Origin of the sequence: Pseudomonas moorei (genome assembly GCF_008801475.1) — a bacterium.
GTDB lineage: Bacteria > Pseudomonadota > Gammaproteobacteria > Pseudomonadales > Pseudomonadaceae > Aquipseudomonas > Aquipseudomonas moorei.
Genome location: NZ_VZPP01000003.1, coordinates 288990 through 313539, shown reverse-complemented (window position 1 = coordinate 313539; position 24550 = coordinate 288990). Strand labels below are relative to the sequence as shown.

Genomic DNA, 24550 nt, shown 5'->3' with positions numbered 1-24550 from the left:
TTGATTCGGGTCAGTCAAATCACCGAATCACTGTCAGTCGCCTTCAGATGCCGGCGACCGTCCACCGCGCCTGCTACGGTCAATGCGTCGGCTTCTGCTTCGGTGATGTAAATGCGATTGCCATTGATGTCTACCGCGGACATGGCTTTTTCCCCGTCGGTGACAATGGTGACGTCGGGACACAGACGAATTTCTTCGCCGTTTTCGGTGGTAAAGAAGCAGGTCTGGTTTTCAATGCGCACGGTCATGGGAGTGTCCTTCTTTTCAGCGGGATCTACAGTCTTAGGGCACACCCGGCGGTCATCGTTCTATGCAACCGATTAATGGTCGTCGCTGTCCACCTTCCATGACCTTCTCAAGGACAGCGCCATGAACGCCTGGTGGCATGAAGTCTGGGTGACCCTGCAGGCCGAATTCGCTGACATCGGCGACGCTTCCCAACTGACGCGCATCACCGTGCGCCTGCTGATCGCCGCGTCCCTGGGCGGCATTCTCGGCTTCGAACGCGAGAGCAAGGGCAAGGCCGCAGGCGTACGTACCCACATGCTGGTGGCACTCGGCGCGGCGCTGTTTGTGCTGGTGCCACAGATGTCCGGTTCCCAGGCCGATGCCATGAGCCGGGTCGTGCAGGGCGTCATCGCCGGCATCGGCTTCCTCGGCGCCGGCACCATCCTGAAAAACCAGGAAGGCGACGAAGGCCACGTAAAAGGCCTGACCACCGCCGCCGGCTTATGGATGACCGCCGCCATCGGCGTCTCCGCCGGGTTGGGCAGGGAGGCGACGGCGGTGTTCAGTACGGCGTTGGCGTTGGTGATTTTCAGTGTGGTGCCGAGGATCTTGAACATGCTCGAAAGGAAGAACGACCACCTGTAGGAGCGAGCCTGCTCGCAAAGGTCGTTAACGATGACGCGGGCAACCAGGTACTCAGCGGTGCTCGATATTCCATTGCATTCGGGCTCGCTCCTACAGGTACAACGGTGAAAGATCGTCAGCCTATGGTCATTCCGGCGTCACAATCACCGGCGGCATGGTGTCAGGCGGTTCTTCCCGTGGAGGCGTGGTGCCGGGTGGTTCCTGCTCGGGCACCGGTTGTGGGTCGGTCGGTGGGATTACCGGATTGTCGATGTTCGGATCGGGTGTTTCGCCCGGGAATGGATTGGTCATGGTCTAGCCTCCAGTGGCACATGGCGTGAGTCGTGCTTAAGTTGATTGACCGCCACGCTACGGATTTGATTCCGGCCAATTATCGATGAACTTTTCCGGGCGCCCGGCGCTCGGAACCTAAGTGAGTTAATCGGGATGACAACCAGACACAAGAGCGTCCATGGGGCGTAACGGAGAGATGCTCGATGACGACTGAAAAACCGACAGAATTGAGCTACAACCCGCACATGCCGCTGTCGCAGGCTCTATTGCTGCCACGGATCGTGATTGAAAACACCATGCCGACCCTCGACGGCGGGCAATTCGCTGTCAAGGCGGTGGTGGGTCAGGACGTGGTGGTCACCAGTAAAGTGTATGCCGACGGCCATGACCGGCTCGCGGTACGGGTACGTTGGCGCACCGAGGGCGATGAGGTCTGGCACAGCGAAGTCATGACCGCCCTGGGCAACAATGGCTGGCAAGGCCGCTTCCGCGTCGAAGACCAGGGGCGTTATGTGTTCTGTATCGAGGCCTGGATCGATCAATTCGCCAGTTTCCTTCATGAGCTGGAAAAAAAGCACATGGCCTCCGTCCCCGTCAGCCTGGAGTTGCAGGAAGGTCGCCTTCACGTTCAGCAAGCGGCCGAGCGCACCGAGGGGCAACTGAGCGAGCAACTGGCGGCGCTGCACCATGAATTGTGCGGGTTGCTCGAAACCGAGCAGGTCGCGTTGTTCCTGCACCACCGTAGCGCCGGGTTGATGGCCCAGGCCGATCACCGTGCTTACCTGAGTCTGAGCCCCGAGTTTCCGGTTGATGTCGAACGCGAACTGGCGCAGTTCGCCAGTTGGTATGAATTGTTCCCACGTTCGATCACCGATGATCCGGCTCGCCATGGCACCTTCAATGACGTGCATTCGCGCTTGCCGATGATTCAGGACATGGGCTTCGACGTGCTCTATTTCCCGCCGATTCACCCGATCGGTCGCAGCTATCGCAAAGGCCCGAACAATTCCCTGACCGCCGGGCCTAACGACCCCGGCAGCCCCTACGCCATCGGTAGCGAAGAGGGCGGCCATGAGGCGATTCATTCGCAACTGGGCACCCGTGAAGACTTCCGCCGACTGGTGGTGGCCGCGTCTGAATACGGACTGGAAATCGCCCTCGACTTCGCCATTCAGTGCTCCCAGGACCATCCATGGCTACAGCAGCATCCCGGTTGGTTCAACTGGCGCCCTGACGGTACGATCAAATACGCCGAGAACCCGCCGAAAAAATACCAGGACATCGTCAACGTCGATTTCTACTCCGCCGAGGCGATTCCCAGCTTGTGGGTTGAATTGCGCGATATCGTGGTGGGCTGGGTCGAGGAGGGCGTGAAGCTCTTTCGCGTCGACAACCCGCACACCAAACCGTTGCCGTTCTGGCAGTGGCTGATCGCCGATGTGCGTGCGTTGTATCCCGAGGTGATTTTCCTTGCCGAGGCTTTTACCACGCCGGCCATGATGGCGCGGCTGGGCAAGGTCGGTTACTCCCAGAGCTACACCTATTTCACCTGGCGCAATACCAAACAGGAACTGGCGACCTATTTCACCGAGCTGAACGAGTCGCCATGGCGTGAATGCTTCCGGCCAAACTTCTTCGTCAACACGCCGGACATCAATCCGGCGTTCCTGCACGATTCCGGCCGCCCCGGGTTTCTGATTCGCGCGGCACTGGCGACCATGGGCTCGGGGTTGTGGGGCATGTATTCCGGGTTTGAGTTGTGTGAGTCGGCAGCGATTCCGGGCAAGGAGGAATACCTGGATTCCGAGAAGTACGAGATCCGCCCGCGGGACTTCACCGCGCCGGGCAACATCATTGCGGAGATTGCCCAGCTCAATCGCATCCGCCGGCAAAACCCTGCGCTGCACACGCATTTGGGCCTGAAGGTCTACAACGCCTGGAACGACAACATTCTGTATTTCGGCAAACGCAGCGTCGATGGCAGCAATTTCATCCTGGTGGCCGTCAACCTCGACCCGCATCACCCGCAGGAGGCGAATTTCGAATTGCCGCTGTGGGAAATGGGCTTGCCCGACGATGCCACTACCCACGGCGAAGACTTGATGAACGGTCATCGCTGGACCTGGTACGGCAAGTACCAGTTCATGCGGATCGACCCGGCGCATCAGCCGTTCGGGATCTGGCGGATTACCGCGCCCTGAGTCCACCACAGGTAATAACCACATTTGAATGGGTGATCGGCTCAGAGGTTAGTTCGAATGCGAAAGGAGTTCCCAATGGCGAAGAAACCCAAGGCAGCCACTTTCATCAAGGACCCGCTCTGGTACAAGGATGCGGTGATCTATCAGGTTCACGTCAAATCGTTTTTCGACTCCAACAATGATGGGATTGGCGATTTTCCCGGCCTGATCGCCAAGCTCGATTACATTGCCGACCTCGGCGTCAACACCATCTGGCTCTTGCCGTTCTACCCCTCGCCACGGCGCGACGATGGCTATGACATCGCCGAATATCGCGGCGTCCACAGCGACTACGGCACCATGGCCGACGCCAAGCGCTTTATTGCCGAGGCGCACAAACGCGGCTTGCGGGTGATCACCGAACTAGTCATCAACCATACCTCCGACCAGCACGCCTGGTTCCAGCGCGCACGCAAGGCCAAGAAAGGTTCAGCGGCGCGGGATTTCTACGTGTGGTCCGATGACGATCAAAAGTACGACGGTACGCGCATCATTTTTCTCGACACCGAAAAGTCCAACTGGACCTGGGACCCGGTCGCCGGCCAGTACTTCTGGCACCGCTTTTATTCGCACCAGCCGGACCTGAACTTCGATAACCCGCAAGTCATGAAAGCGGTCCTGTCAGTGATGCGTTACTGGCTCGACATGGGCATTGATGGTCTGCGCCTCGACGCGATCCCGTACTTGATCGAGCGCGACGGCACCAACAACGAAAACCTGCCCGAGACCCACGACGTCCTCAAGCAGATCCGTGCAGAAATCGACGCCAATTACCCGGACCGCATGTTGCTGGCCGAGGCCAATCAATGGCCCGAAGACACGCAGTTGTATTTCGGCGACACCGACAAACAGGGCCTCAACGGCGATGAATGCCACATGGCCTTTCACTTTCCGCTGATGCCGCGCATGTACATGGCGCTGGCCCAGGAAGACCGCTTCCCGATTACCGACATCCTGCGCCAGACCCCGGAAATCCCTGCCAATTGCCAGTGGGCGATTTTCCTGCGCAATCACGATGAGCTGACCCTGGAGATGGTCACCGACAAGGAGCGCGATTACCTGTGGAACTACTACGCGGCTGATCGTCGTGCGCGTATCAACCTGGGGATTCGCCGGCGCCTGGCACCCTTGATGGAGCGTGATCGACGGCGGGTGGAGTTGCTCAACAGCCTGCTGCTGTCGATGCCCGGCACGCCGACGCTGTATTACGGCGATGAAATCGGCATGGGCGACAACATTTACCTGGGCGACCGCGATGGCGTACGCACGCCGATGCAATGGTCGATCGACCGTAACGGCGGCTTTTCCCGCGCCGACCCGGCGAGCCTGGTGCTGCCGCCGATCATGGACCCGCAATACGGCTATCTCTCGGTCAACGTCGAAACCCAGGCCGGCGACCCGCATTCGCTGTTGAACTGGACCCGGCGCATGCTCGCGGTGCGCAAGCAATCCAAGGCGTTCGGGCGCGGCACCTTGAAAATGCTTGCGCCGAGCAACCGCAGGATCCTGGCCTATACCCGCGAATTCACCGGGGCGGACGGCAGGCACGAAATCATTCTGTGTGTGGCCAACGTGTCGCGCAGTGCGCAGGCGGCGGAGCTGGACCTGTCGGCCTACGTCGGCATGGTGCCGGTGGAGATGCTCGGCGGTAACGCGTTTCCGCCGATCGGCCAGCTGAATTTTCTCCTGACCCTGGCGCCTTACGGCTTCTACTGGTTCGTATTGGCCACGGAAAACCAGATGCCGAGCTGGCACGTGGAACCGGCCCAAAGCTTGCCGGACTTCACCACGCTGGTCCTGAAAAAACGCATGGAAGAACTGCTCGAAGCCCCGGCGCGCGACACGCTTGAACAGGACATTTTGCCCAACTGGTTGCAAAACCGCCGCTGGTTCGCCGGCAAGGACGCGGCCATCGAGCAGGTCCACCTGGCCTATGGTGTGCGTTTTGGTGATGCCACGCACCCGGTGCTGTTGAGTGAAATCGAAGTCTCCAGCGGCGGCCAGACCAGCCGTTACCAACTGCCGTTCGGCTTCATTGCTGAAGACCAGGTCGGGACGGCACTGCCGCAGCAGCTGGCACTGTCACGGGTTCGTCGAGGGCCGCAGGTCGGCTTGATCACCGATGCCTTCAGTCTCGAGAATTTCATCCACACCGTGCTGCAGGGCATGCAGGACCATCTGGTGCTGCCGTCAGACGGTGGCGAGATCCGCTTCGAGCCAACCGCCGAACTGGCCAAGCTGGGGCTGACGGCTGAATCGGAAGTGCGTTACCTGTCTGCCGAGCAATCGAACAGTTCAGTGGTGATCGGCAACAGCCTGGTGTTGAAGCTGATCCGCAAAGTCGCCGCCGGTGTGCACCCGGAACTGGAGATGAGTGCCTATCTGACACGCGCCGGTTTCCGCAATATTTCGCCGTTGCTGGGTGCCGTGGTGCGCCAGGACGCCAGGGGCGAGGACAACTTGCTGATGATTGCCCAAGGCTATTTGAGCAATCAGGGCGACGCCTGGGAGTGGACGCAGAACAACCTGGAGCGAGCGCTGCGCGATGAGTTGGCGGACGCCATGTCCGAGCAGGAGCAACACTACAACGCGCTCGGTGAATTGAAAGATTTCGCTGCCATGCTGGGGCAGCGCCTGGGGGAAATGCACCAGGTGCTGGCGGCGCCTAGCGACAATCCGGATTTCGCTCCGCACGTCACTACGCAAAAAGAGGCACAGGCTTCGGCCAAGGATGTCGTGGCACAAATCGAGCATGCGTTGAAGTTGCTTAAAGACCATCAAACCGAACTGAACCCGGCGGACAAAGGCCTGGTCAGCCGTTTACTGGACTACAAAAAAGCCATCCTCAGTCATGTGCAGGCACTGGGCAAAAAATCCGTGGGAGGACTGAAGATTCGCGTGCATGGCGACTTGCATCTGGGGCAGGTACTGGTGATCAAGGGTGATGCGTATCTGATCGACTTCGAAGGCGAACCGGCGCGACCGTTGCATGAACGTCGTGGCAAACACAGTCCATTTAAAGATGTGAGCGGCGTTTTGCGATCTTTCGACTACGCTGCGGCCATGGCCATCAACGTGCATAACGTTGATAACACTGCCGAAGCCCGTGCGGCTCGCCAACGGGTTTCCGATCGCTACTTGAGCGAAGCGCGGCAAGCATTTGTTGACGCTTATCGGCTGGCGGCAGCTAGTCTTGGCCATGCATGGCAAGATCCTGAAGGCGAGGACGCCGCGCTGGCGTTGTTCGGTCTGGAGAAGGCAGCGTACGAAGTGGCCTACGAGGCAGAGAATCGCCCCACTTGGCTGTCCGTGCCGTTGCACGGTTTGTACGGGTTATTGAATGGGCTTAAACCCTTTTCCGATCTTGGTGGAGAGTAGTCATGGGTTTCTCGAACAAGGAACAGGGTCAGTATGAAGAAGCACTGCTACCCAGGGCGCGGGACATCGATGCGCTGGTGCGCGCCGAGCATCACGACCCTTTTGCAATTCTCGGTCCCCACGGCGATGGTGCCGGTGGACAATTCATTCGGGCTTATCTACCGGACGCCTTGAGCGTGCAGGTAGTGGCGAAGGAGTCGGGAGAAGAACTCGGTCACCTGGAGTTGACTCAGACACCGGGACTGTTTGTCGGGCATTTCGACCGGGCGCAACCTTATCTGCTGCGCACTCGCTGGGCTGGCGGCGAACAGATCGCCGAAGACCCGTACAGTTTCGGTCCGCTGCTCGGTGAAATGGATCTCTACCTGTTCGCCGAGGGCAATCACCGCGACCTGAGCAGTTGCTTGGGTGCGCAGCTGATGACGGTCGACGGTGTCGATGGCGTGCGTTTCGCCGTGTGGGCGCCGAATGCCAGGCGGGTGTCAGTGGTCGGTGATTTCAACGTCTGGGATGGTCGCCGCCATCCGATGCGTTTGCGTCATCCCACCGGAGTCTGGGAGCTGTTCATCCCGCGCCTGCAGGCGGGGGAAGCGTACAAGTACGAAATTCTTGGCAAGGACGGGATACTACCGCTGAAGGCCGACCCCATGGCCCTCGCCACGTCGCTGCCGCCAGACACGGCCTCGAAAGTGGCCTCACCGCTGAAGATCGACTGGCAGGACCAGGAATGGATGCAGTCCCGTGGCGAGCGTCAGCGCCCGACCGCGCCGTTGTCCATTTACGAACTGCACGCCGGCTCGTGGCAATGCGAGCTGGATGATCTGGGCGAAGTGGCTCGCCAGTACACCTGGCCGGAACTGGCCGAACGGCTGATTCCGTATGTGAAGGAGCTGGGTTTCACCCACATCGAACTGATGCCGATCATGGAGCACCCGTTTGGCGGATCGTGGGGCTATCAACTGCTCTCGCAATTCGCCACCAGCGCCCGCTACGGCACCGGGGATGAGTTCGCGGCGTTCGTCAATGCCTGCCACCAGGCCGACATCGGGGTGATCCTCGACTGGGTGCCGGCGCATTTCCCGACTGATACCCACGGCCTGGCGCAATTCGACGGCACTGCGCTGTACGAGTACGGCAACCCACAGGAAGGCTTTCATCAGGATTGGGACACGCTGATCTATAACCTTGGTCGCACCGAAGTGCATGGCTACATGCTGGCGTCGGCGTTGCACTGGCTCAAGCATTTCCACGTCGACGGCCTGCGGGTCGATGCCGTGGCGTCGATGCTCTATCGCGATTACTCGCGCAAGGCCGGCGAATGGGTGCCGAATCGCCATGGTGGTCGAGAAAACCTCGAAGCCATCGACTTCCTGCGTCACCTCAACGACGTCGTGGCTCTGGAAGCACCGGGTGCCCTGGTGATCGCCGAGGAGTCCACCGCATGGCCAGGCGTCAGTCAGAGTACGCAACAGGGTGGCCTGGGCTTCGCTTACAAATGGAACATGGGCTGGATGCACGATTCATTGCATTACATCCAGCAGGACCCGGTGTACCGCGCCCATCATCACAACGAGCTGAGTTTCGGCCTGGTCTACGCCTGGTCCGAGCGGTTCATCCTGCCGATCTCCCACGACGAAGTGGTGCACGGCAAGCATTCGCTCATCGACAAGATGCCCGGTGACCGCTGGCAGAAATTTGCCAACCTGCGGGCTTACCTGAGCTTCATGTGGGCGCATCCGGGCAAGAAACTGTTGTTCATGGGCTGTGAGTTCGGCCAGTGGCGCGAGTGGAACCACGACCAGCAACTGGATTGGTACTTGCTGCAGTACTCCGAGCACAAAGGTGTTCAGAAACTGGTGAGCGACCTCAATCGGCTGTACCGCGAAGAGCCGGCGCTGTACGAGCAGGACGATGTACCGCAAGGTTTCCAGTGGCTGATTGGCGATGATGCGATCAACAGCGTGTATGCCTGGTTGCGCTGGAGCAAGGACGGCAGGCCGGTGCTGGTGGTGGCGAACTTCACCCCCGTGCCGCGTGAGTCTTATCGCATCGGTGTTCCGTTTGCCGGGCGCTGGACCGAGTTGATGAACAGTGATTCGGCGACCTATGCCGGCTCCAATTACGGCAACAGTGGCGGGGCATACACCGAGGAGGCGCCCAGTCATGGACAGGCGTTGTCATTGGTGCTGAATCTGCCGCCGTTGGCCGTTTTGATGTTGCGCCCCGAAGGTTGATCCGAAGAGGCCTCGCCAGATCGCGAGTGAACTCGCTTCGACAGGGTCCATGTGACCCTTTTGGAGCGCGTTGCTCGCGATGGCGTCGCCCGCTCAGCAGTCTTTTCGAGGTCTGATCCTCACCACCGCATCCGCACACCCAGGCTGGCGATCAACCCGTTCAAATCATTCTGGTCGACGTCACTGCTGTAATCGGCGCTGACGTAAAGGCTTACTGTCGGGGTCATTCTGGCCACCAGGCCCAATCCCAGCTCTACCGTCGAAGAATTCCGGCTGCTGCTGATCTTGTCGACCTGATCCAGGGTCACGGTATTGCCGGTGTTCACCGTGTGCCACAAGTTGGTCCGCACATAGGGCTCCACGGGCAGGCCATTGAAGTCGTAACTCCCTTTCAGTTTGGCGCCGACCCGGCCGCTCCACGACGACAAGTCAGTGGAAGAGGCAGTGCCCGAGCCTGCGTAAGGGGTGTCCAGGGTGATCCGTTGGTTGATCAATTGCGCCTGGGGTTCAACCACCCAGTGTTCGCCAAGGCTGATGGGGAAGCCACCTTCCATCGACACCGTCATCGCGCTGCCCTCGGCGGCTTGCCGCACACCCTGTTCGTTGCGGGTATAGCCATTGATCCGGCCGCCGCTGGCCGTCAAGTCCACGTGCCAGCCTTGTGCCCCGATCAGGCTCCAGTAGGCGCCGAGGTTTTGGCCTTGCAGGCTGAAGGTGTCGCTGTTGGAGTCTGATTGGACGCGATTGGTGAACAAGCCAGTGCTGTTGCCCTGGATCAGGCTGGTGCCACCGATCAGGCCAACCCGCTGAGTACGGCCACTGCCGCTTTCCAGGGTCATGATCGCCGGGCCTTTCACTTCACCGGCAGCGGAAGTGGAGATGCCTTCGGCTAGAACGTCGTTTTGTGCCTGGCGCGAGGCCTGTCCATACACCTGATCCCAGGCGGCAGGCGAGGCATCTTCGGTCGTCAGGTGCGAACTTCGCAGATCGGGCATGGCGCTGAAACGGCCGGGATACGTGGAGACTTGTGCGGGCATGGAGAGCATCGGGACGTCCTGGCGATACCAGGGCGAAATATCTTCCTCGACAGGCGAGGCCTGTACTTCCATGGAAGAGCACAGCAGGAGTGAGCTCGAGACTGTGCAAAAAGTGATTTTGATCTCTTGTTGGGTGAGTGAAGTTTTCATGGGGGTCTACCTTGCAATCGCATGCCATTCTCGCTTTGCCGTCTCTCCTACCCCGAGTGAGGGGCGACCGATGGATGGGGGCAAGCCGGTGCCCGCCCGTGTTCGCGGGTGACTTGGGGGCTTGCCCCTGATTGTGGTTCCGGGGGTAGTAACGTGAATTCAAGGAGACCCCTGCCACTGCGTCAAGAAAATGGCCGATAAGTGGTATGGGTATTTTAGGGGTTATAAGTGACTGATTTTTGTCGTCTCTCTAAGTTCTTGTTAAATGGAAAAAACAAGGAAAAAGCCCTGAAATAGAGCCATTGCTCGGTATTTACCAGCTCACCCGGATACCGGCATTACCGATCATTCCCCGCAGTTGCTGACTGTCGATGTTGCAGGAGTAATCGGCACTGGCGTACACACTGACGCCGGGGGCGAGCGTCAGGATGGCGCCGACGCCGAGGTCGGCCCATGAGGATTTCTGTTGCGTGTCGATATCGGTGACACCGGCAAATCTGACCGTATCGGTGCCCGAAAGCGTGTGCCACAGGTTAGCGCGCAGGTAAGGTTCGAGCGGCAGGCCACTGACCTGATAACGGCCCTTGAGCCGGGCACCGAGCCGACCGGTCCAGGCCGGATCGGAATCGAACGTCACCCGGGAGATGCCGTCGTCCTGAGTGTCGAGGGCAAGGTTCTGATGGATCACCTGCGCCTGGGGTTCGATCACCCAACGGCTTGCCAGCAGGAACGGGTAACCGGCCTCTGCCGACAGCGTCAGCACATGTCCTTTGTTATCGAGCTTAAGGCCGCGATCGGAATGACTGTCGCCGTCGAGCCAGGTGTACATCGCCACCGTGTCGACGTACCAGCCTCTGGCGTCGGTCAGGGTCCAGTAAGCGCCAAGACTGTCCCCTCGCAATTCAACCTTGCCCGCACGCTTGCCTTCGAACCCTTCGTTGAGACCGTCGACGTCGCCCTTCAAGCGGCTATGCCCGACGAAGAATCCGCTGCGTTGGGCATGCCCCCCGGACGTCAGCGAGCTGTACAAGTCGTTGCCCACCTGGAAGCCGTCCAGCGAGCCATCGAGCCGTGGCGTGACGGTGCCGGCCCAGGTCTGGTTTACATCCTTGCCATAGACCCGACCCCAGCCTGCGCCGAAGGCCCGGGTTTCGTTCAGTAGACGCTGATCGCCCTGGCGATCGTGGAATGTACCAAGGGCGGTCAGGGTCAGTTGCGCAGCGGCCGGTGGCAATACGGACCAGACCGGGACTTCCGCGCGGTACAGGGGAATCGCGGCGGCACCGGGCTGGGCAATGGGCAGCGGCGGACTACCGGCAGCGGCGACCGGCGTGGCCACCAGAGGCACAAGAATCGGCGGCAGGGCCGGGTCGGGATTAGGCACAGCAACCAGTGGCGCCGCGACGACAGAAGAGCGCAGGTACCAACTGTTTTCGCTGCCGGCTGTGATACCGCCCTTGTACAGGACGTAATCGAAGGCGCCCGCCGACACTGGGGTTTTCAGGGTAAAGGCGCCGTTGTCGCTGATCGCCGCCCCCTGGGCCTGAACAACCTGAATGCCATTCTGCTGGGTCAACGCGCCAGCGCCACCGAGGTTACTGATGCTGATCGAGGTGCTGCCGGTCAAGGCGCCATCGATGACCACCAGCTTGTCACTCGGCGAATTGTCGTCGCCCAGTGCGCTTTGCAAAAACAGTTGCCCGTTGTTGCCCGAATAATTGCCCTGCACGGCAAGCACATCGTTGGTGCGCGTATTACCGCTGCTCAGGTCAATTACCCCGGCGTTATTCAGGGTCGCGCGCTGCCCCGGGATGAAGGGCACGATGCTGCCCTGGCTGGACGTCAGTACGCTGCTGCCATCGATGTTGAATACACCCGTGCGGCTGCCGCTGTCGCCGAGCACGAAGTTGCCGGTGAGGTCGAACCGCGAACCGTTGTTGAGGTTAACGGTTTCCCAGTTGATGTAACGGGCGGCGCCGGCGGATGTGGTGTGATCAAAGGTCAACTGATCGGTGCCCGGGCCACCGTCGAGGCTTGGGGTCAGGGCGAGGGTGGTTTCAGTCAGGTTGCGCAAAATGGCCTTGTCATTGTCATCGCCCATCAGGATCGCCGATCGGATAATGCCGCCGCCGTCCCATAGAAAGGTGTCATTACCCGTACTGGCGCGGATTTCGCCGACGACCTCGCCGCCTGTCACGGTGATGCTGTCGTTGCCACCGCTGACGCTGATATTGCCGCCAATCCTGCCGCCGGAAACGATGATGGTGTCGGTGTCGAAGCCGGTGACCAGATTGCCCAGGATCTGTCCGCCCGAGAGATCGAACAGATTGTTATCGAGCTTCATGTCGACCCGGCCAATGGTGCCGTCGGTCATTTTGGCGGTATCGCCATCCTCGAAGGCGCCGACGATGGTGCCGCCGGTCATCAGGAAAAAATCGCGACTGTCGCCCTGGGCCAGGGACTGGATGGTCCCGCCGCTTATGGTGAAGTTGTCGACGCCATTGCCCTGGTCGACGGCCCCGGTGATCTGGCCAGCGCTGATGTTCAGGGTGTCGGCGCCGCCCCCCTGATCGAGCGAACCGACAATGCGCCCCGAGTTCAGGTTGACGGTATCGTTGCCGGCGCCAAACGTCACATTGCCATTGATCGTACCGGTGCCATTGGCGGGAAACGTCAGGGTGTTGTTGCCGGCCAGATCGGTCAGCGGTCCATTGTTGGCGCTGTCACACACGAAGTTATCGTTACCGGCGGTGGGGATGAGGGTGCAGGCGGCGTGGAGGGGAGGAGACCAGGCTGAACACAGCCAAAGGGCAAATACACAGGCGCTGAAACGGTACTTGGGTAGCTCTGACCATGGATTCATGCTCGTCTCCGCATCGGGATCGGCGACTGACCCGCCACGGCGTCAACATTGGCCAGGCATCAGTCACTCTCGGCAGCGCGAGTTGCGAGACAGCATCGGAAGGCAATCTCCCGTCATCCAGAACCTTCGGCAACGACGGCTACGGTGTTCGCAGGTCCTCAGGGCCAGCCCCACGGACATGGGCAACGTAGCAGCAGCGTTTAGCGGTTTCTACTGTCAGAAATACCAGAAATGACGGGGAATTTACTTTGACTCAACGGTTTTTTCCGGGGGAACAAGGCTTCAGAGATGCACTTCCACGGCCAACGGCAGGTGATCCGACAGGTGCGTCCAGGGTTTGTTTCCGAGGATTTTCGGATCATGGCTACTGGCATTGCGCAGGTAGATGCGGTCCAGGCGCAGCAGGGGGAACCGCGCCGGATAGGTTTTTGCGGGGCGCCCGAGGTGACGTTCGAAGGCTTCGTGCAAGTCGTCACGCCGGGCGAGGGCGACGTTGCCCTGTAACTGCCAATCGTTGAAGTCGCCGGCAATGATCACTGGCGCGTCGTCAGGCAGGGACTCAAGCAACTGACAGAGCAGCTGCAGCTGCAGTTGGCGATGGCTTTCCAACAAGCTCAGATGAACGCAGATCGCATGCACTTCGGCGTGGCCCGGCACATCAAGGATGCAATGCAGCAGACCACGACGTTCCGGTCCGGTGATGGAAACGTCGAGGTTGCGGTGTTCGCGAATCGGGTATTTCGACAGCAGGGCGTTGCCGTGATGGCCATCGGGGTACACCGCATTGCGCCCGTAGGCAAAATCGCTCCACATGCTGTCGGCGAGGAATTCGTATTGTGAGGTTTGCGGCCATTGGTGGTAGCGCGAGGAGTGACGCTCGTGTTCGCCGACCACTTCTTGCAGAAACACCAGATCGGCCGATGTACTGCGTACCGCTTCACGCAGTTCCGGAAGGATGAAACGTCGGTTGAGGGCGGTAAACCCCTTGTGGGTATTGACCGTCAGCACGCGCAATCGATTGATGGCCGGTGGGTTGTTCAATGGCTTTGATTCAATCGTGTCGCGTTTGGAATTACGGGTCACTTTCACTCCTCTGAATCCGGGTGACTTATGTATGCGACTGATACGCAAGCGGGCAGTTCAGTTTGAGTGAAGTAAGGATAGCCTCCACGCACGCATTGGCTGTTTGTCGGCTGTTTCTCGCGTCAGACAAACACGATTTCATAAGGCAGACGCATCCGCTCAAGCAGTACCCGAGGCAGCATCGGTGCAATGCCGATCGCCGGTTCGCCATTGAGTTGGCTGGCATAGGCATGGGTGGCGTGGCTTTTGCGTGCGACCGTCCAGCTGTCCAGGCGTATTTTGCGCGCGCGGTGCCAGGGGATCGCGGCGTAATCACGCGCTGGCCAATGCCAGGCCCAGACCGGTATTTCATGGAAGGTTGCACCGGCAAGGGTCGCGGCATTGGCGCTGGCGCGGCCGACGGCGTCGTGGTCGCTGACGCCATCCGCGCCCCAGGTACTGAACACCACATCGCCGGGGCGCAAGTAGCGTGCAATGAATTGCGTCAGTTCCAGTTCATGCTCGGCCAGGGCGTTGTCGGTAAAGCCGCCACGAATCCATTTCAGGCTATGCATGGGCAAACCGAGGCGACGCAAGGCTTCGACACTCTCCTGAGAGCGAAACACGCTGAGGCGTTTTTCCGACCACTGCTGCGAACCCGGATGGCTGGCGCTGCCGTCAGTGACGGAGATCAGTTGCAGGGGATGGCCGTTGGCGCTGAGCAATTGCAGCAGGCCACCGCAGGTCACCACTTCATCGCCGGGATGCGGGGCGATCACCACGGCGCGTGCGCCGGCCGGGACCAACGACTGGGTGCCGATCACTGGGATATTGTCCAGTTGCGCGGCGCTGTTCCAGATTTGTCCCGCCAGGGTGCTTTCACTGATGGAGGCAGACTTCATGGGGTTACGTCCTTGTTCCGTTCGCCTTCAGTCATGCGCAATGCTTGCGGGCGGCAAGCCAGGCTGACCCGTGAGGGCTGGTTGATGGCAATGCGCGGCGCTCCGAACCCTTGGGCGCCGCGCATCCAGTATTGCTCATCGACGCGAGTTCGTCGGCATTTGAAACAATTTTTATCCGACGAGTCTTTGGTTCATTTCAATCCTCTTCCTCATGCTGCAATTCGAACAGCAGCAGTGAGCGGCCGGTCACCGAATACTCGTGGCCGAACTCGAAGCGTTCCTGGCCGCGAACCGACGGTTGGTTAGTATCGACCATGCACGTCCAGAAGCCGCCATCGGGGACTTCCGGCAACGTGAAGTTGACGATGTCGTGATGGGCATTGACCACCAGCAGCAGGGTGGCGTCGGCCCCTTTGCGGCGAATACCGGTTTCCTGCGCACGTCCGTCAAGCAGCATGCCCAGGCAACGATTGTGCGCATCATGCCAGTGCTTGGTGGTCATCTCGCTGCCGTCCGCGGCCAGCCAGGTGACGTCCTTGACGCCGATATCCTCGTTGTAATTGCCGACCAGGAAGCGCCCGCGGCGCAGGATCGGATAGGCCAGGCGCAGCTTGATCAGGCGTTTGACGAATTTGAGCAGGGCTTTGCCGTCTTCACTCAAGTCCCAGTTGACCCAACCGATCTCGCTGTCCTGGCAATAAGCATTGTTGTTACCGTCCTGGGTGCGGGCGAATTCGTCACCGGCTACCAGCATGGGCGTGCCTTGGGACAGCAACAGGGTGGCGAAGAAATTGCGCATCTGTCGCTGACGCAGAGCGTTGATTTCCGGGTCGTCGGTAGGACCCTCCACTCCATGGTTCCAGGACAGGTTGTTGTTGCTGCCGTCCTGATTGTCTTCGTCGTTGGCTTCGTTGTGCTTGTCGTTGTAGGACACCAGGTCGTTGAGGGTGAAGCCGTCGTGGGCGGTGACGAAATTCACCGAAGCATAGGGCCGGCGACCGCGCTGGTTGAACATTTCGCCGGACGCGGTCATGCGACTGGCGAAGTCCGCCAGTTGCCCATCGTCGCCTTTCCAGAACGCACGCACGGTATCGCGAAACTTGTCGTTCCACTCCACCCAGCCCGGCGGGAAGTTGCCGACCTGATAGCCGCCGGGGCCGCAATCCCAGGGCTCGGCAATCATCTTCACCTGACGCAGCACCGGGTCCTGGCGACAGGCCACGAGGAAGCTGTGACGCTCGTCAAAGCCGTCGTGGTAGCGCCCCAGAATGGTCGCCAGGTCGAAGCGGAAGCCGTCGACGTGCATCTCCGTCGCCCAGTAGCGCAGGGAGTCGGTGACCATTTGCAGGACGCACGGATGGCTCAGGTCCAGGGTGTTGCCGGTGCCGGAGTCGTTGATGTAGAAGCGCTTGTCGTCAGGCATCAAGCGGTAGTAGGACGCGTTGTCGATGCCGCGCATCGACAGGGTCGGGCCTTGTTCGTTGCCCTCGGCGGTGTGGTTGTAGACCACGTCCAGGATCACTTCGAGGTTGGCTTCGTGCAGGTGCGCGACCATTTCCTTGAATTCGGCGATCTTGCCGCTGGCCAGGTAACGCGGGTCGGGGGCGAAAAACGCGATGCTGTTGTAACCCCAGTAGTTGGTCATGCCCTTGTGCAACAGATGCTGGTCGTTGACGAAGGCATGAATCGGCAGCAGCTCCACGGTCGACACGCCGAGCTTGCGGATGTGTTCCAGGACATCGTCGACCATCAACCCGGCGAAAGTGCCGCGCACGTTCTCGGGGACGGAAGGGTGACGCATGCTGATGCCGCGCACGTGGGTCTCGTAAATGATCGTTTTGTCCCACGGCACGCTGACCCGGTGATCGTGGCCCCAGGTGTGCGCGGGGTCGATGACTTTGCATTTGGGGACGAAGGGCGCGCTGTCCCGTTCATCGAAACTGAGGTCGGCGTCGGGATGGCCGATGGTGTAGCCAAACAATGCTTCGGACCATTTCAATTTGCCAACCAATTGCTTGGCGTAGGGGTCGATCAATAGCTTGTTGTGGTTGAAACGGTGGCCGTTGGCGGGGTCATAGGGACCGTAGACCCGATAGCCATAGATCAGCCCGGGATGGGCGTCGGGCAAGTAGCCGTGGTAGATCTCGTCGGTGTATTCCGGCAGTTCGATGCGTTCGAGCTCGACCTCGCCGGCATCATCGAAAATGCACAGTTCGACTTTGGTGGCGTGAGCGGAGAACAAGGCGAAATTGACCCCAAGACCGTCCCAGGTCGCACCCAGTGGAAAGGGCAGGCCTTCACGAATTCGCGAGGCCTCGACTTGAGGGGCTGGCGCGGTTTTCTTCGGACTGGGCATAGGTGCTCCTGCAAAGTGAGGTACAGAGACGCCGCAATCTGTGGGAGCGAGCCTGCTCGCGATTGCGGTGTGTCAGGTAATGCATGTGTCGAGGTAAACCGTCCTCGCGAGCAGGCTCGCTCACACAGGGGGTTGTTGAGGGTGAGCGTCCCTCGGTGGCGAGCGGACTCGCCACGCGTTCAATCAGGAAAAAGTGCGAGCCAATCAGTTCGCCGGCGGTTTACGCGCTGCGCGAGGCTTTTTCTCGGTGGCTTTTTCCCCGGGCGGGATCAAGGCGGAGGCCGACGCCGGTTTGGCTTTGGCTTTGGCTTTTGGCGCGGCCACTTTGCCTTCTCCCGCCTTGCCATTGGCGGTTTTGCTCACAGGCGCTTTTGCCGGTTTTTTCGGCGCCAGTGCTTCAGCTTCGGCGAGTTTGCGTGCCATCTCCCAGTGGCGGCTCTCCTGGCCTTCGGGTTTCCCTTCGGACTCCCAGATCTGATAGGCAAATTCACGGATGCGTTTATCGTCGGTACTCATCGCATTGCTCCTGAACTGAACTCAAGTGTCGGTAGTTTGAATAAATAGATTGACCGGGAAGTCCCCCAGTGCGGCGCTGATCATCAGCTCCCTGTTTTTTGTGACTGTGATGCTTGAAAAAAGTCCCTTTAGATTTTCGTCAGCGATCGCGAACGGTAAATCGATTCGCGTATCGCCCCACTGCAGCGCGTTGACCTGCGGCACGGCACTGTTTTCCAGCAGCGCCGAGCAACGGATCGGCACGATGACGATGGCGCGTTTACCCTCCCATTCACGAACAAATCCCAGCACTCGATGGGCCTGGCTGCCGACGACTTCGAGGGCCTGGTAAGTCCCTCGCCGGAACAGCTCGGCGTGCTCGGTGCGCAAGTTCAAGGTCTGCGCAATCAAGGTTTGCTTGATGCGCCCGTCGCGCCAGTTCGCCAGCTGATCCGGCAGATTCACTGCTTGCTGCAAGGCCTGTTGGCGGCTGGCGTAGTCCACTGGCCGGCGATTGTCCGGATCGACCAGGCTGAAGTCCCAGAACTCGTTGCCCTGATAAAGATCCGGCACGCCCGGCACGGTCATGCGCAGCAAGGTTTGCGCCAATCCGTTGAGTGCGCCGGGCACGGCAATCGCGTGCACAGCCTTGCCGAGCGCCGTGCGCAGAAAGTCGCCCTGCGGGCTCAACAGCAGGCGCCGGATGAAGCTTTCAACCGCTTGTTCGTAGGCATCGTTGGGCGCGCTCCAGCTGCTTTGTAGCTTGGCTTCACGCAGCGCTTTGCGTTGCCATTGCCAGAGGCGTTCGGCATAGGCCGCCAGTGCCGGTTGATCGTCAACCTGCAGGTGCAGTGGCCAGCTGCCGAGGATTGCTTGATACAGAATCAGTTCATCACCCGCCGATGGCTGCTGATCATCGTCGCGCAACGGGCGGGCGAGGGCGCGCCAGAGGCCGATCTGCTCGACGTACCACTGACTGCGTTCGCTCAACACCGCCAGGCGCGCACGGGTGTCTTCGCCGCGCTTGTGGTCGTGGGTCGCGGTGGCCAGCAGGTTGTCCGGAAAATCGGCGAGGCGTTGCGCGCACGCGGCATGAAAATCCTCGACCGGCGCGCTGAACTGCTCGGTGCTGAAACCGACGTCATTGCGCGACAGCAGCACTGCCGAACGATAGAACGCGGTGTCTTCCACGGCCTTCGCCGCAGCCGGAGAGGTCAGTTGCTGAAACCGCACGCAGGCATGCCTGATCCGTTTGCGCACGCGTCCGGCCGGGGCCTTGCGCCACGGCTCGCCGCCCAGCCAGCGGGCCAGGCAATCGAGCACCGGCCAGTCGGCTTCGCCGAGGGTCTGCCGGGCGCCGTCCATGGCCTGCTGGAAAAAAACGTTGTCCTGGGACGACCGCCCGAGGGGGCTGATGTAGGTGCGGTACACCGGAAAATGGATGATCAGTTCCTGCAATGCCCGGCGGATCGCCCCCAGGGTCAGGTCGCGGGTCATCAGGTCTTCCCGGGCCACTTGCAGCAGCGCCTGAGCGACACTTTCGAAATCCCCGGCCAGGGAGCCGTTGAGGATCTGTTGCCGGGCCAGTTGCACTTCCTGACGGAAATCGGCGGGACGTTCGCTGTGCCGCTGCCAGAGTCTGCCCAAGGCCTGTTCGCCTTGAGGATCGTGTTGCAACAACGACACCTGGTTCATGAATTCATAGCCGGTGGTGCCGTCCACCGACCAGTCGCGGTGCAGGGTTTCGCCTTCGCCGAGGATCTTTTCCACATAGATCGGCAGGTGCCGGCCAGGGACCAGGCTGTCGACCCGCCGCCGCAGCTTGCGGCAGTAACCCCGAGGGTCGGCGAGGCCGTCGATGTGGTCGACGCGCAGACCATCGACCAGTCCTTGCGCCACCAGCTGGAAAATCTTTGCATGGGTCGCTTCGAACACCGCCGGGCGTTCGACCCGCAGGCCGCCCAGTTCATTGACATCGAAGAAACGCCGCCAGTTGATGTCATCCGCGGCCGTACGCCAACTGGCGAGGCGATAGCTCTGGCGCTCCAACAGGTTATGCAGGCGCTCGAAACCTTCACGGGTGAGCGAATCGTAGGCTTTCAGGTTTTGCTCGATGGCCTGCAGCATGGCGGGATCTGTGGCCAGTTCGCGCAATTCGTCCTGCAAGGGAATGGCCAGGCGGTGAGCGTCGGTCTGGTAGCTCAGGGTACTGAACCGGTTGGCCAGGGATTTGAGCTGATCGATGTCGGACGTGAGCAACTCACCGCAGGTCATCGGGCAAATCGGAAAGTGGTGTTCGTAATGCTCGACAAAAAACGCGCCATGCTGCGCATCGAAACGCAAGGGCAGGGTGCCGTCCTGCAGGGCAACCCCATAGTCGCTGCCAAGGAACGGCAGCAGCAGTTTCCCCTCCATCAACGGGTCGGCGGAGTGCCACTGGATATCATAGAACTCGCTATAGGGGCTCAGGCGCCCCCACTCAAGCAAGTCCAGCCACCAGGGGTTGTCACTCCCACCGACCGCCATGTGATTGGAGACGATATCGAGGATCAGCCCCATGCTGTGCTCGCGCAACGCGCTGACCAGACGGCGCAACGCCGCTTCGCCGCCCAACTCCGGGTTGATGGTGGTCGGGTCCACCACGTCATAGCCATGCATCGACCCGGCGCGGGCGCTGAGCAGCGGCGAGGCGTAGACATGGCTGATGCCGAGCTCGGCGAAGTACGGCACCAGCGGTACCGCATCGTCCAGGGTAAAGCCCTTGTGAAACTGCAGCCGCAGGGTGGCCCGCAGCGGCTGTATTGGCAGAGCGCTCATTGGTCACGCTCGGCCGCCTGAAGTCGCGCGCAGGCGAGCAATTCCAGGCGTCGCGAGGCGTCCGGGTCATCGAGCAGGGTTTCGCTGTTACCGCGCAGGCGTCGGGACCAGTTGGGATGAGCATCGATGGTGCCAGGCAAGTTGGCCTGCTGTTCGACGCCCAGCGCATCTTCCAGTGGCAGCAACACCAGCGGCGCACGGGTATGGCCAAGGAAGCGCACACTGGCGTCGAGCACCTGATCAGTCTCGTGGGACTCTTCGCGAAAGTTCTGCGGGTCCTGGCTCAAGGCCCGGCGCAAGCCTTCGCGCTCGCGTTCGCGGTGTTGGCGCCACTCGATTTCACCGTTGGCGTCGATGAGGTTGAGTCGGGCGTTCCAGTCGATGTCGCGGCCATGCCACCAACCGTTGAGGGTTGGCAAATCATGGGTGCTGGTGGTCGCCAGCGCGTTGTCCGGCCAGTCGAGGATCGGTTTGAAATGAGTGTTGTCCTGTTCGAACAGCAGCACCCGCATGCCCAGCATCGAACGGGCGATGAGCTTTTCCCGCAGACCTTCGGGCACGGTGCCGAGGTCTTCGCCAAGGACGATCGCCTGGTGGCGATGGGATTCCAGGGTCAGCAGCCGTAGCAGGTCGTCCACCGGGTAATACAGGTACGCACCGTCGGCGGGCGGCGCGCCGTTGGGGATGACCCACAGACGTTGCAGGCCCATGACGTGGTCGATCCGCAGGCCGCCGGCGTGGGCAAAATTGGCCCTGAGCATTTCGATGAAAGCGCGAAAGCCATTGCGCACGAGGCCTTCGGGAGAAAATGCGGAGATCCCCCAGCCTTGGCCGGTTCGGTTGAGAATATCCGGTGGCGCGCCGACGGTGAGTGAGGCGAGCAATTCGTCCTGGCGACTCCAGGCCTGACTGCCACCGCCATCAGCGCCCACTGCCAGATCGCTAATCAGGCCAATGCGCATGCCGCTGCTGCGGGCTGTCGCTTGGGCGCGTTCCAGGCAGCGGGTGATCAGCCACTGGCAGAAGGCGAAGAAACCGATGCGCCCGGCGTTTTCTTCGGCGAATTCGGTGAGGGCAGCACTGCGCGGGTTGCGCCATTGTTCGGGCCACTCGCGCCAGTCAAGGCTTTCACCCTTGGCGGCGCGGATCTCTTGAATGGCTTCGAAGCGGCAGTGATTTTCCAGGGCTTCGCCACCGGCATGACGAAAACTGCTGAAATCGGCATGCAACGGGTGTTCGCCCTGAACGAAACCTTCGTACAGCGCCTGCAACAGTCGGTGTTTGGCTTCGGCCGCGGCCGGCCAGTCGATCAAGGCACGCTCCTGTAGATCCTTCAGCTCGGCGCCCAGCCCGGTGGCATCGATGGCGGCGCGCATGGCTCGCTCACCAAGGATCGCCCCTGGCGCGCAGTAAAGGCTGTTAAGGAACAACCGGCTGGAGGGCGAATAAGGGCTATAGCGCCGGGTGTCGTTGGCGAACATGGCATGCAGCGGGCTGATCGCCAGCGCGTCGGCGCCACGCTCACCGGCGACCCGGGCCAGGTCTTCCAATGCCTGGGTATCACCGAATCCGCCATCGCCCTCACGCCGCAAGGCATAGAGCTGCACGCTCAAGCCCCAGGTGCGCGGTATCGGGCTGTCCACGGCATCGCCCACGCTGAAGCAGCGTTCGGGCGCCACGGCCAGGGTAAAGGACTGGCCATCGATGCTGACGTGCTGGTAACCCACCGGAATCAACCCAGGCAAAATTGCCTCGGCGTCCAGTTTGAGGGTGAGTCGCGAACCATCTTCGAGGTGGATCTCGCAGGGTGTGTGCGGTTCGAAGTGGTGGGCCAAATTGAGCCCGACGCCGAAGTCGGCGGTAATCAGCGGCGGTAGCTGTCGGGTTTGCTGCGCCTGCTGCAATTGCTGCAGGCTGGCGTCGATTTCCTGAGCACTGCCGGCCGGGTGGCCGAGGCCGGTCAGAACGCTGCGCAAGACCGAGGGTGCAACTTTTTGCGGGCGACCATTGGCATCGATCCAGTCGACCGCGAGGCCGGCCCGGCTGGCCAGGATTTCCAGTTGCGCATCACTCATTGGCGCTCTCCATCGGGGGTTGCAAAGGGGCTGCGGCCGTGAGGCTGACAAGCGCGCAATACGGAGCCAGAGTGCCTTTTTCCAAGCGCTCGGCCGAATGTGGCGGATGTTCGAACAACAACGAACTGCCGACTGACGCAGTGTGGAGTACCGGTGCTGCGCTAAGGTTCAGGTCAATGCGCAACAGATTGCCATCGCCCATTCGCCACGACGCACTGACCGCACCGACCGCCAGCACTTCGGCTCCCAGCGCCTGGGTACCGGGCAGGCGCGGAATGATCTGTTGCTGGCGGAGCTGCAACAGGCGGTGATACAGCTCGTGCATCTGCGACGATCCATTGGCTGTCAGCACTGGGCGGGATGATTCGAAGGTCTGTGGCGCGTTCGGGTCGGGAATTTGCGCGCGTTTGTACGGATCAGTAAACGCGGCGAACGCTGCAAACTCGTTACGCCGTCCTTCACGGACCCGTTGCGCCAGTTCGCCATGGTGGCTGGTGAAAAACAGAAAGGGTTGTTCGGCGGCAAACTCATCCCCCATGAACATCAGCGGGATCATCGGCGACAACAACAGCAGCACGGTGGCAGCCTGCAGCGCTTGTGCGGGGGCGAGTTGATGCAATCGCTCGCCAAAGGCGCGATTGCCGATCTGGTCGTGATTTTGCAGGAACAGTACGAACGCGCTGGGTGGAAGGTGGCCGCTGGGCTCGCCCCGAGGCTTGCCGCGGCGGTCGACGTGCCCCTGGAAGACGAAACCCTGGCTCAGGCAGCGCGCCAGTTGTTCGGTAGGGTTTTGCGCATAGTCGGCGTAGTAGGCGTCGGTTTCGCCGGTCAGCAGTACGTGCAGGGCGTTGTGGCCGTCATCGTTCCACTGCGCGTCGTAGCCTTGCTCCAGCAGGCTGGCCCGGTTGTGCTCGTTTTCCACGATCAGCCAGACATGGCGAGCGTCATCGGTCTGCTCGCGTACACGTTGAGCCAGTTCCTGAAGAAAGTGCGGGTCTTCGATGGCGTGGACGGCGTCCAGGCGCAAGCCGTCGAAACGGTACTCGAGCAACCACATCAAAGCATTTTCGATGAAAAAGTCCCGCACTTCGCGCCGGCGAAAGTCGATGGCCGCGCCCCAGGGCGTGTGCACGTCTTCGCGGAAAAAGCCCTTGGCATAGCGATGCAGGTAATTGCCGTCCGGGCCGAAGTGGTTGTAGACCACGTCGAGAATCACCGCCAGACCGTGGCCATGGGCGGTGTCGATCAGGTGCTTGAGTTGATCGGGCGAACCATAAGAGGCCTGGGGTGCGTAGGGCAGCACCCCGTCGTAACCCCAATTGCGCTCACCGGGGAACTGCGCCAGGGGCATCAGTTCGATGGCGGTCACGCCCAGTTCAACCAGCCGCTTCAGTTGTTGCTCGACTGCCGCAAACCCGCCGAGCACACCCACGTGCAGCTCGTAAATCACCGCCTCGTGCCAGGGGCGGCCACGCCAGGGGCTGTGATGCCACTGGTAGGCATGCGGATCGACCACCACGCTGTGCTGGTCGATGTCACCGGCCTGGGCGCGGGAGGCCGGGTCGGGCACCTCCAGCTCGCCATCGATGCAGTAGCGATATCGCGTGCCCGCCGGGCAGTGGATGTTGTTAACGAACCAGCCGTCGTCTTGCGGCAACAACGGCAAGGATTGTCCATTTTCCAGTTCGACACTGACGTAAAACGCATCTGGCGCCCACAACGCAAATCGCGTGTGTTCCGCGTCCAGCATGATTGCGCCGTGGGGCCAGGTCTCAGGGGTCCGTAACGGCATTTC

At 60.8% G+C, this 24550-nt stretch carries 15 protein-coding genes; 4 read left to right on the top strand and 11 right to left on the bottom strand.

What is annotated here, in order from left to right; all coding sequences use genetic code 11:
* Positions 1 to 14: 14 nt before the first annotated feature.
* Positions 15 to 248 (bottom strand): DUF3203 family protein, encoded by a 234-nt coding sequence (locus F7R06_RS06830; protein ID WP_090321064.1) that lies wholly within the window; start codon positions 246 to 248, stop codon positions 15 to 17.
* Positions 249 to 369: 121 nt separating this feature from the next.
* On the opposite strand from F7R06_RS06830, the gene F7R06_RS06825 reads away from it, so the two are divergent.
* On the top strand, positions 370 to 873 hold the full coding sequence (locus tag F7R06_RS06825; protein ID WP_090321067.1) for an MgtC/SapB family protein: 504 nt from the start codon (positions 370 to 372) through the stop codon (positions 871 to 873).
* Between the two features lie 126 nt (positions 874 to 999).
* Here the strand turns inward: F7R06_RS06825 and F7R06_RS30720 are convergent, their stop codons facing one another.
* Positions 1000 to 1164, bottom strand: a complete 165-nt coding sequence (locus F7R06_RS30720) for a hypothetical protein (RefSeq protein ID WP_162842371.1) — start codon at positions 1162 to 1164, stop codon at positions 1000 to 1002.
* Positions 1165 to 1349: 185 nt separating this feature from the next.
* Here F7R06_RS30720 and F7R06_RS06820 point away from each other — a divergent pair, with 185 nt between their 5' ends.
* From F7R06_RS06820 to glgB, 3 genes are all read left to right on the top strand, one after another.
* Positions 1350 to 3347, top strand: coding sequence for an alpha-1,4-glucan--maltose-1-phosphate maltosyltransferase (locus tag F7R06_RS06820; RefSeq protein WP_090321069.1), 1998 nt, complete (start codon positions 1350 to 1352; stop codon positions 3345 to 3347).
* A gap of 75 nt (positions 3348 to 3422) precedes the next feature.
* Positions 3423 to 6764, top strand: a complete 3342-nt coding sequence (gene treS / locus F7R06_RS06815; protein WP_151149655.1) for a maltose alpha-D-glucosyltransferase — start codon at positions 3423 to 3425, stop codon at positions 6762 to 6764.
* A gap of 2 nt (positions 6765 to 6766) precedes the next feature.
* Positions 6767 to 8998 carry a 1,4-alpha-glucan branching protein GlgB gene (gene glgB / locus F7R06_RS06810; RefSeq protein ID WP_090321072.1) on the top strand — a complete coding sequence of 744 codons (2232 nt, stop codon included), beginning with the start codon at positions 6767 to 6769 and terminating at the stop codon, positions 8996 to 8998.
* 119 nt (positions 8999 to 9117) lie between these two features.
* On the opposite strand, the gene F7R06_RS06805 is transcribed toward glgB, so the two are convergent.
* The 9 genes from F7R06_RS06805 to treZ all read right to left on the bottom strand — a co-directional run bounded on the left by F7R06_RS06805 (position 9118) and on the right by treZ (position 24547).
* Positions 9118 to 10185 (bottom strand): autotransporter domain-containing protein, encoded by a 1068-nt coding sequence (locus tag F7R06_RS06805; protein WP_090321075.1) that lies wholly within the window; start codon positions 10183 to 10185, stop codon positions 9118 to 9120.
* A gap of 313 nt (positions 10186 to 10498) precedes the next feature.
* Positions 10499 to 13048 (bottom strand): autotransporter family protein, encoded by a 2550-nt coding sequence (locus F7R06_RS06800; RefSeq protein ID WP_090321078.1) that lies wholly within the window; start codon positions 13046 to 13048, stop codon positions 10499 to 10501.
* 282 nt (positions 13049 to 13330) lie between these two features.
* Positions 13331 to 14131 carry an endonuclease/exonuclease/phosphatase family protein gene (locus tag F7R06_RS06795; RefSeq protein ID WP_090327286.1) on the bottom strand — a complete coding sequence of 267 codons (801 nt, stop codon included), beginning with the start codon at positions 14129 to 14131 and terminating at the stop codon, positions 13331 to 13333.
* Positions 14132 to 14253: 122 nt separating this feature from the next.
* The gene (locus F7R06_RS06790; protein WP_090321082.1) at positions 14254 to 15012 is read right to left on the bottom strand and encodes a PIG-L deacetylase family protein; all 759 of its coding nucleotides are present in this window, start codon (positions 15010 to 15012) and stop codon (positions 14254 to 14256) included.
* A 196-nt stretch (positions 15013 to 15208) separates the two neighbouring features.
* On the bottom strand, positions 15209 to 17368 hold the full coding sequence (gene glgX, locus F7R06_RS06785; protein ID WP_090321085.1) for a glycogen debranching protein GlgX: 2160 nt from the start codon (positions 17366 to 17368) through the stop codon (positions 15209 to 15211).
* Between the two features lie 204 nt (positions 17369 to 17572).
* A complete protein-coding gene (locus tag F7R06_RS06780; RefSeq protein ID WP_090321088.1) occupies positions 17573 to 17884 on the bottom strand; it encodes a DUF2934 domain-containing protein in 312 nt (103 codons plus the stop codon).
* 21 nt (positions 17885 to 17905) lie between these two features.
* Positions 17906 to 20680, bottom strand: a complete 2775-nt coding sequence (locus tag F7R06_RS06775) for a malto-oligosyltrehalose synthase (protein WP_090321091.1) — start codon at positions 20678 to 20680, stop codon at positions 17906 to 17908.
* A complete protein-coding gene (gene malQ, locus F7R06_RS06770; protein ID WP_090321094.1) occupies positions 20677 to 22755 on the bottom strand; it encodes a 4-alpha-glucanotransferase in 2079 nt (692 codons plus the stop codon). The genes F7R06_RS06775 and malQ overlap by 4 nt, the downstream gene beginning before the upstream one ends.
* Positions 22748 to 24547, bottom strand: coding sequence for a malto-oligosyltrehalose trehalohydrolase (gene treZ, locus F7R06_RS06765; protein ID WP_090321097.1), 1800 nt, complete (start codon positions 24545 to 24547; stop codon positions 22748 to 22750). Before treZ ends, malQ begins: the two co-directional genes overlap by 8 nt.
* Between the last annotated feature and the right edge of the window lie 3 nt (positions 24548 to 24550).

Coding starts and splice junctions, on each gene's coding strand:
- F7R06_RS06800 (WP_090321078.1), bottom strand. CDS start 13,048: ATGAATCCATGGTCAGAGCTACCCAAGTACCGTTTCAGCGCCTGTGTA.
- F7R06_RS30720 (WP_162842371.1), bottom strand. CDS start 1,164: ATGACCAATCCATTCCCGGGCGAAACACCCGATCCGAACATCGACAAT.
- F7R06_RS06825 (WP_090321067.1), top strand. CDS start 370: ATGAACGCCTGGTGGCATGAAGTCTGGGTGACCCTGCAGGCCGAATTC.
- glgX (WP_090321085.1), bottom strand. CDS start 17,368: ATGCCCAGTCCGAAGAAAACCGCGCCAGCCCCTCAAGTCGAGGCCTCG.
- F7R06_RS06820 (WP_090321069.1), top strand. CDS start 1,350: ATGACGACTGAAAAACCGACAGAATTGAGCTACAACCCGCACATGCCG.
- F7R06_RS06775 (WP_090321091.1), bottom strand. CDS start 20,680: ATGAGCGCTCTGCCAATACAGCCGCTGCGGGCCACCCTGCGGCTGCAG.
- F7R06_RS06790 (WP_090321082.1), bottom strand. CDS start 15,012: ATGAAGTCTGCCTCCATCAGTGAAAGCACCCTGGCGGGACAAATCTGG.
- treZ (WP_090321097.1), bottom strand. CDS start 24,547: ATGCCGTTACGGACCCCTGAGACCTGGCCCCACGGCGCAATCATGCTG.
- malQ (WP_090321094.1), bottom strand. CDS start 22,755: ATGAGTGATGCGCAACTGGAAATCCTGGCCAGCCGGGCCGGCCTCGCG.
- glgB (WP_090321072.1), top strand. CDS start 6,767: ATGGGTTTCTCGAACAAGGAACAGGGTCAGTATGAAGAAGCACTGCTA.
- F7R06_RS06805 (WP_090321075.1), bottom strand. CDS start 10,185: ATGAAAACTTCACTCACCCAACAAGAGATCAAAATCACTTTTTGCACA.
- F7R06_RS06780 (WP_090321088.1), bottom strand. CDS start 17,884: ATGAGTACCGACGATAAACGCATCCGTGAATTTGCCTATCAGATCTGG.
- F7R06_RS06830 (WP_090321064.1), bottom strand. CDS start 248: ATGACCGTGCGCATTGAAAACCAGACCTGCTTCTTTACCACCGAAAAC.
- treS (WP_151149655.1), top strand. CDS start 3,423: ATGGCGAAGAAACCCAAGGCAGCCACTTTCATCAAGGACCCGCTCTGG.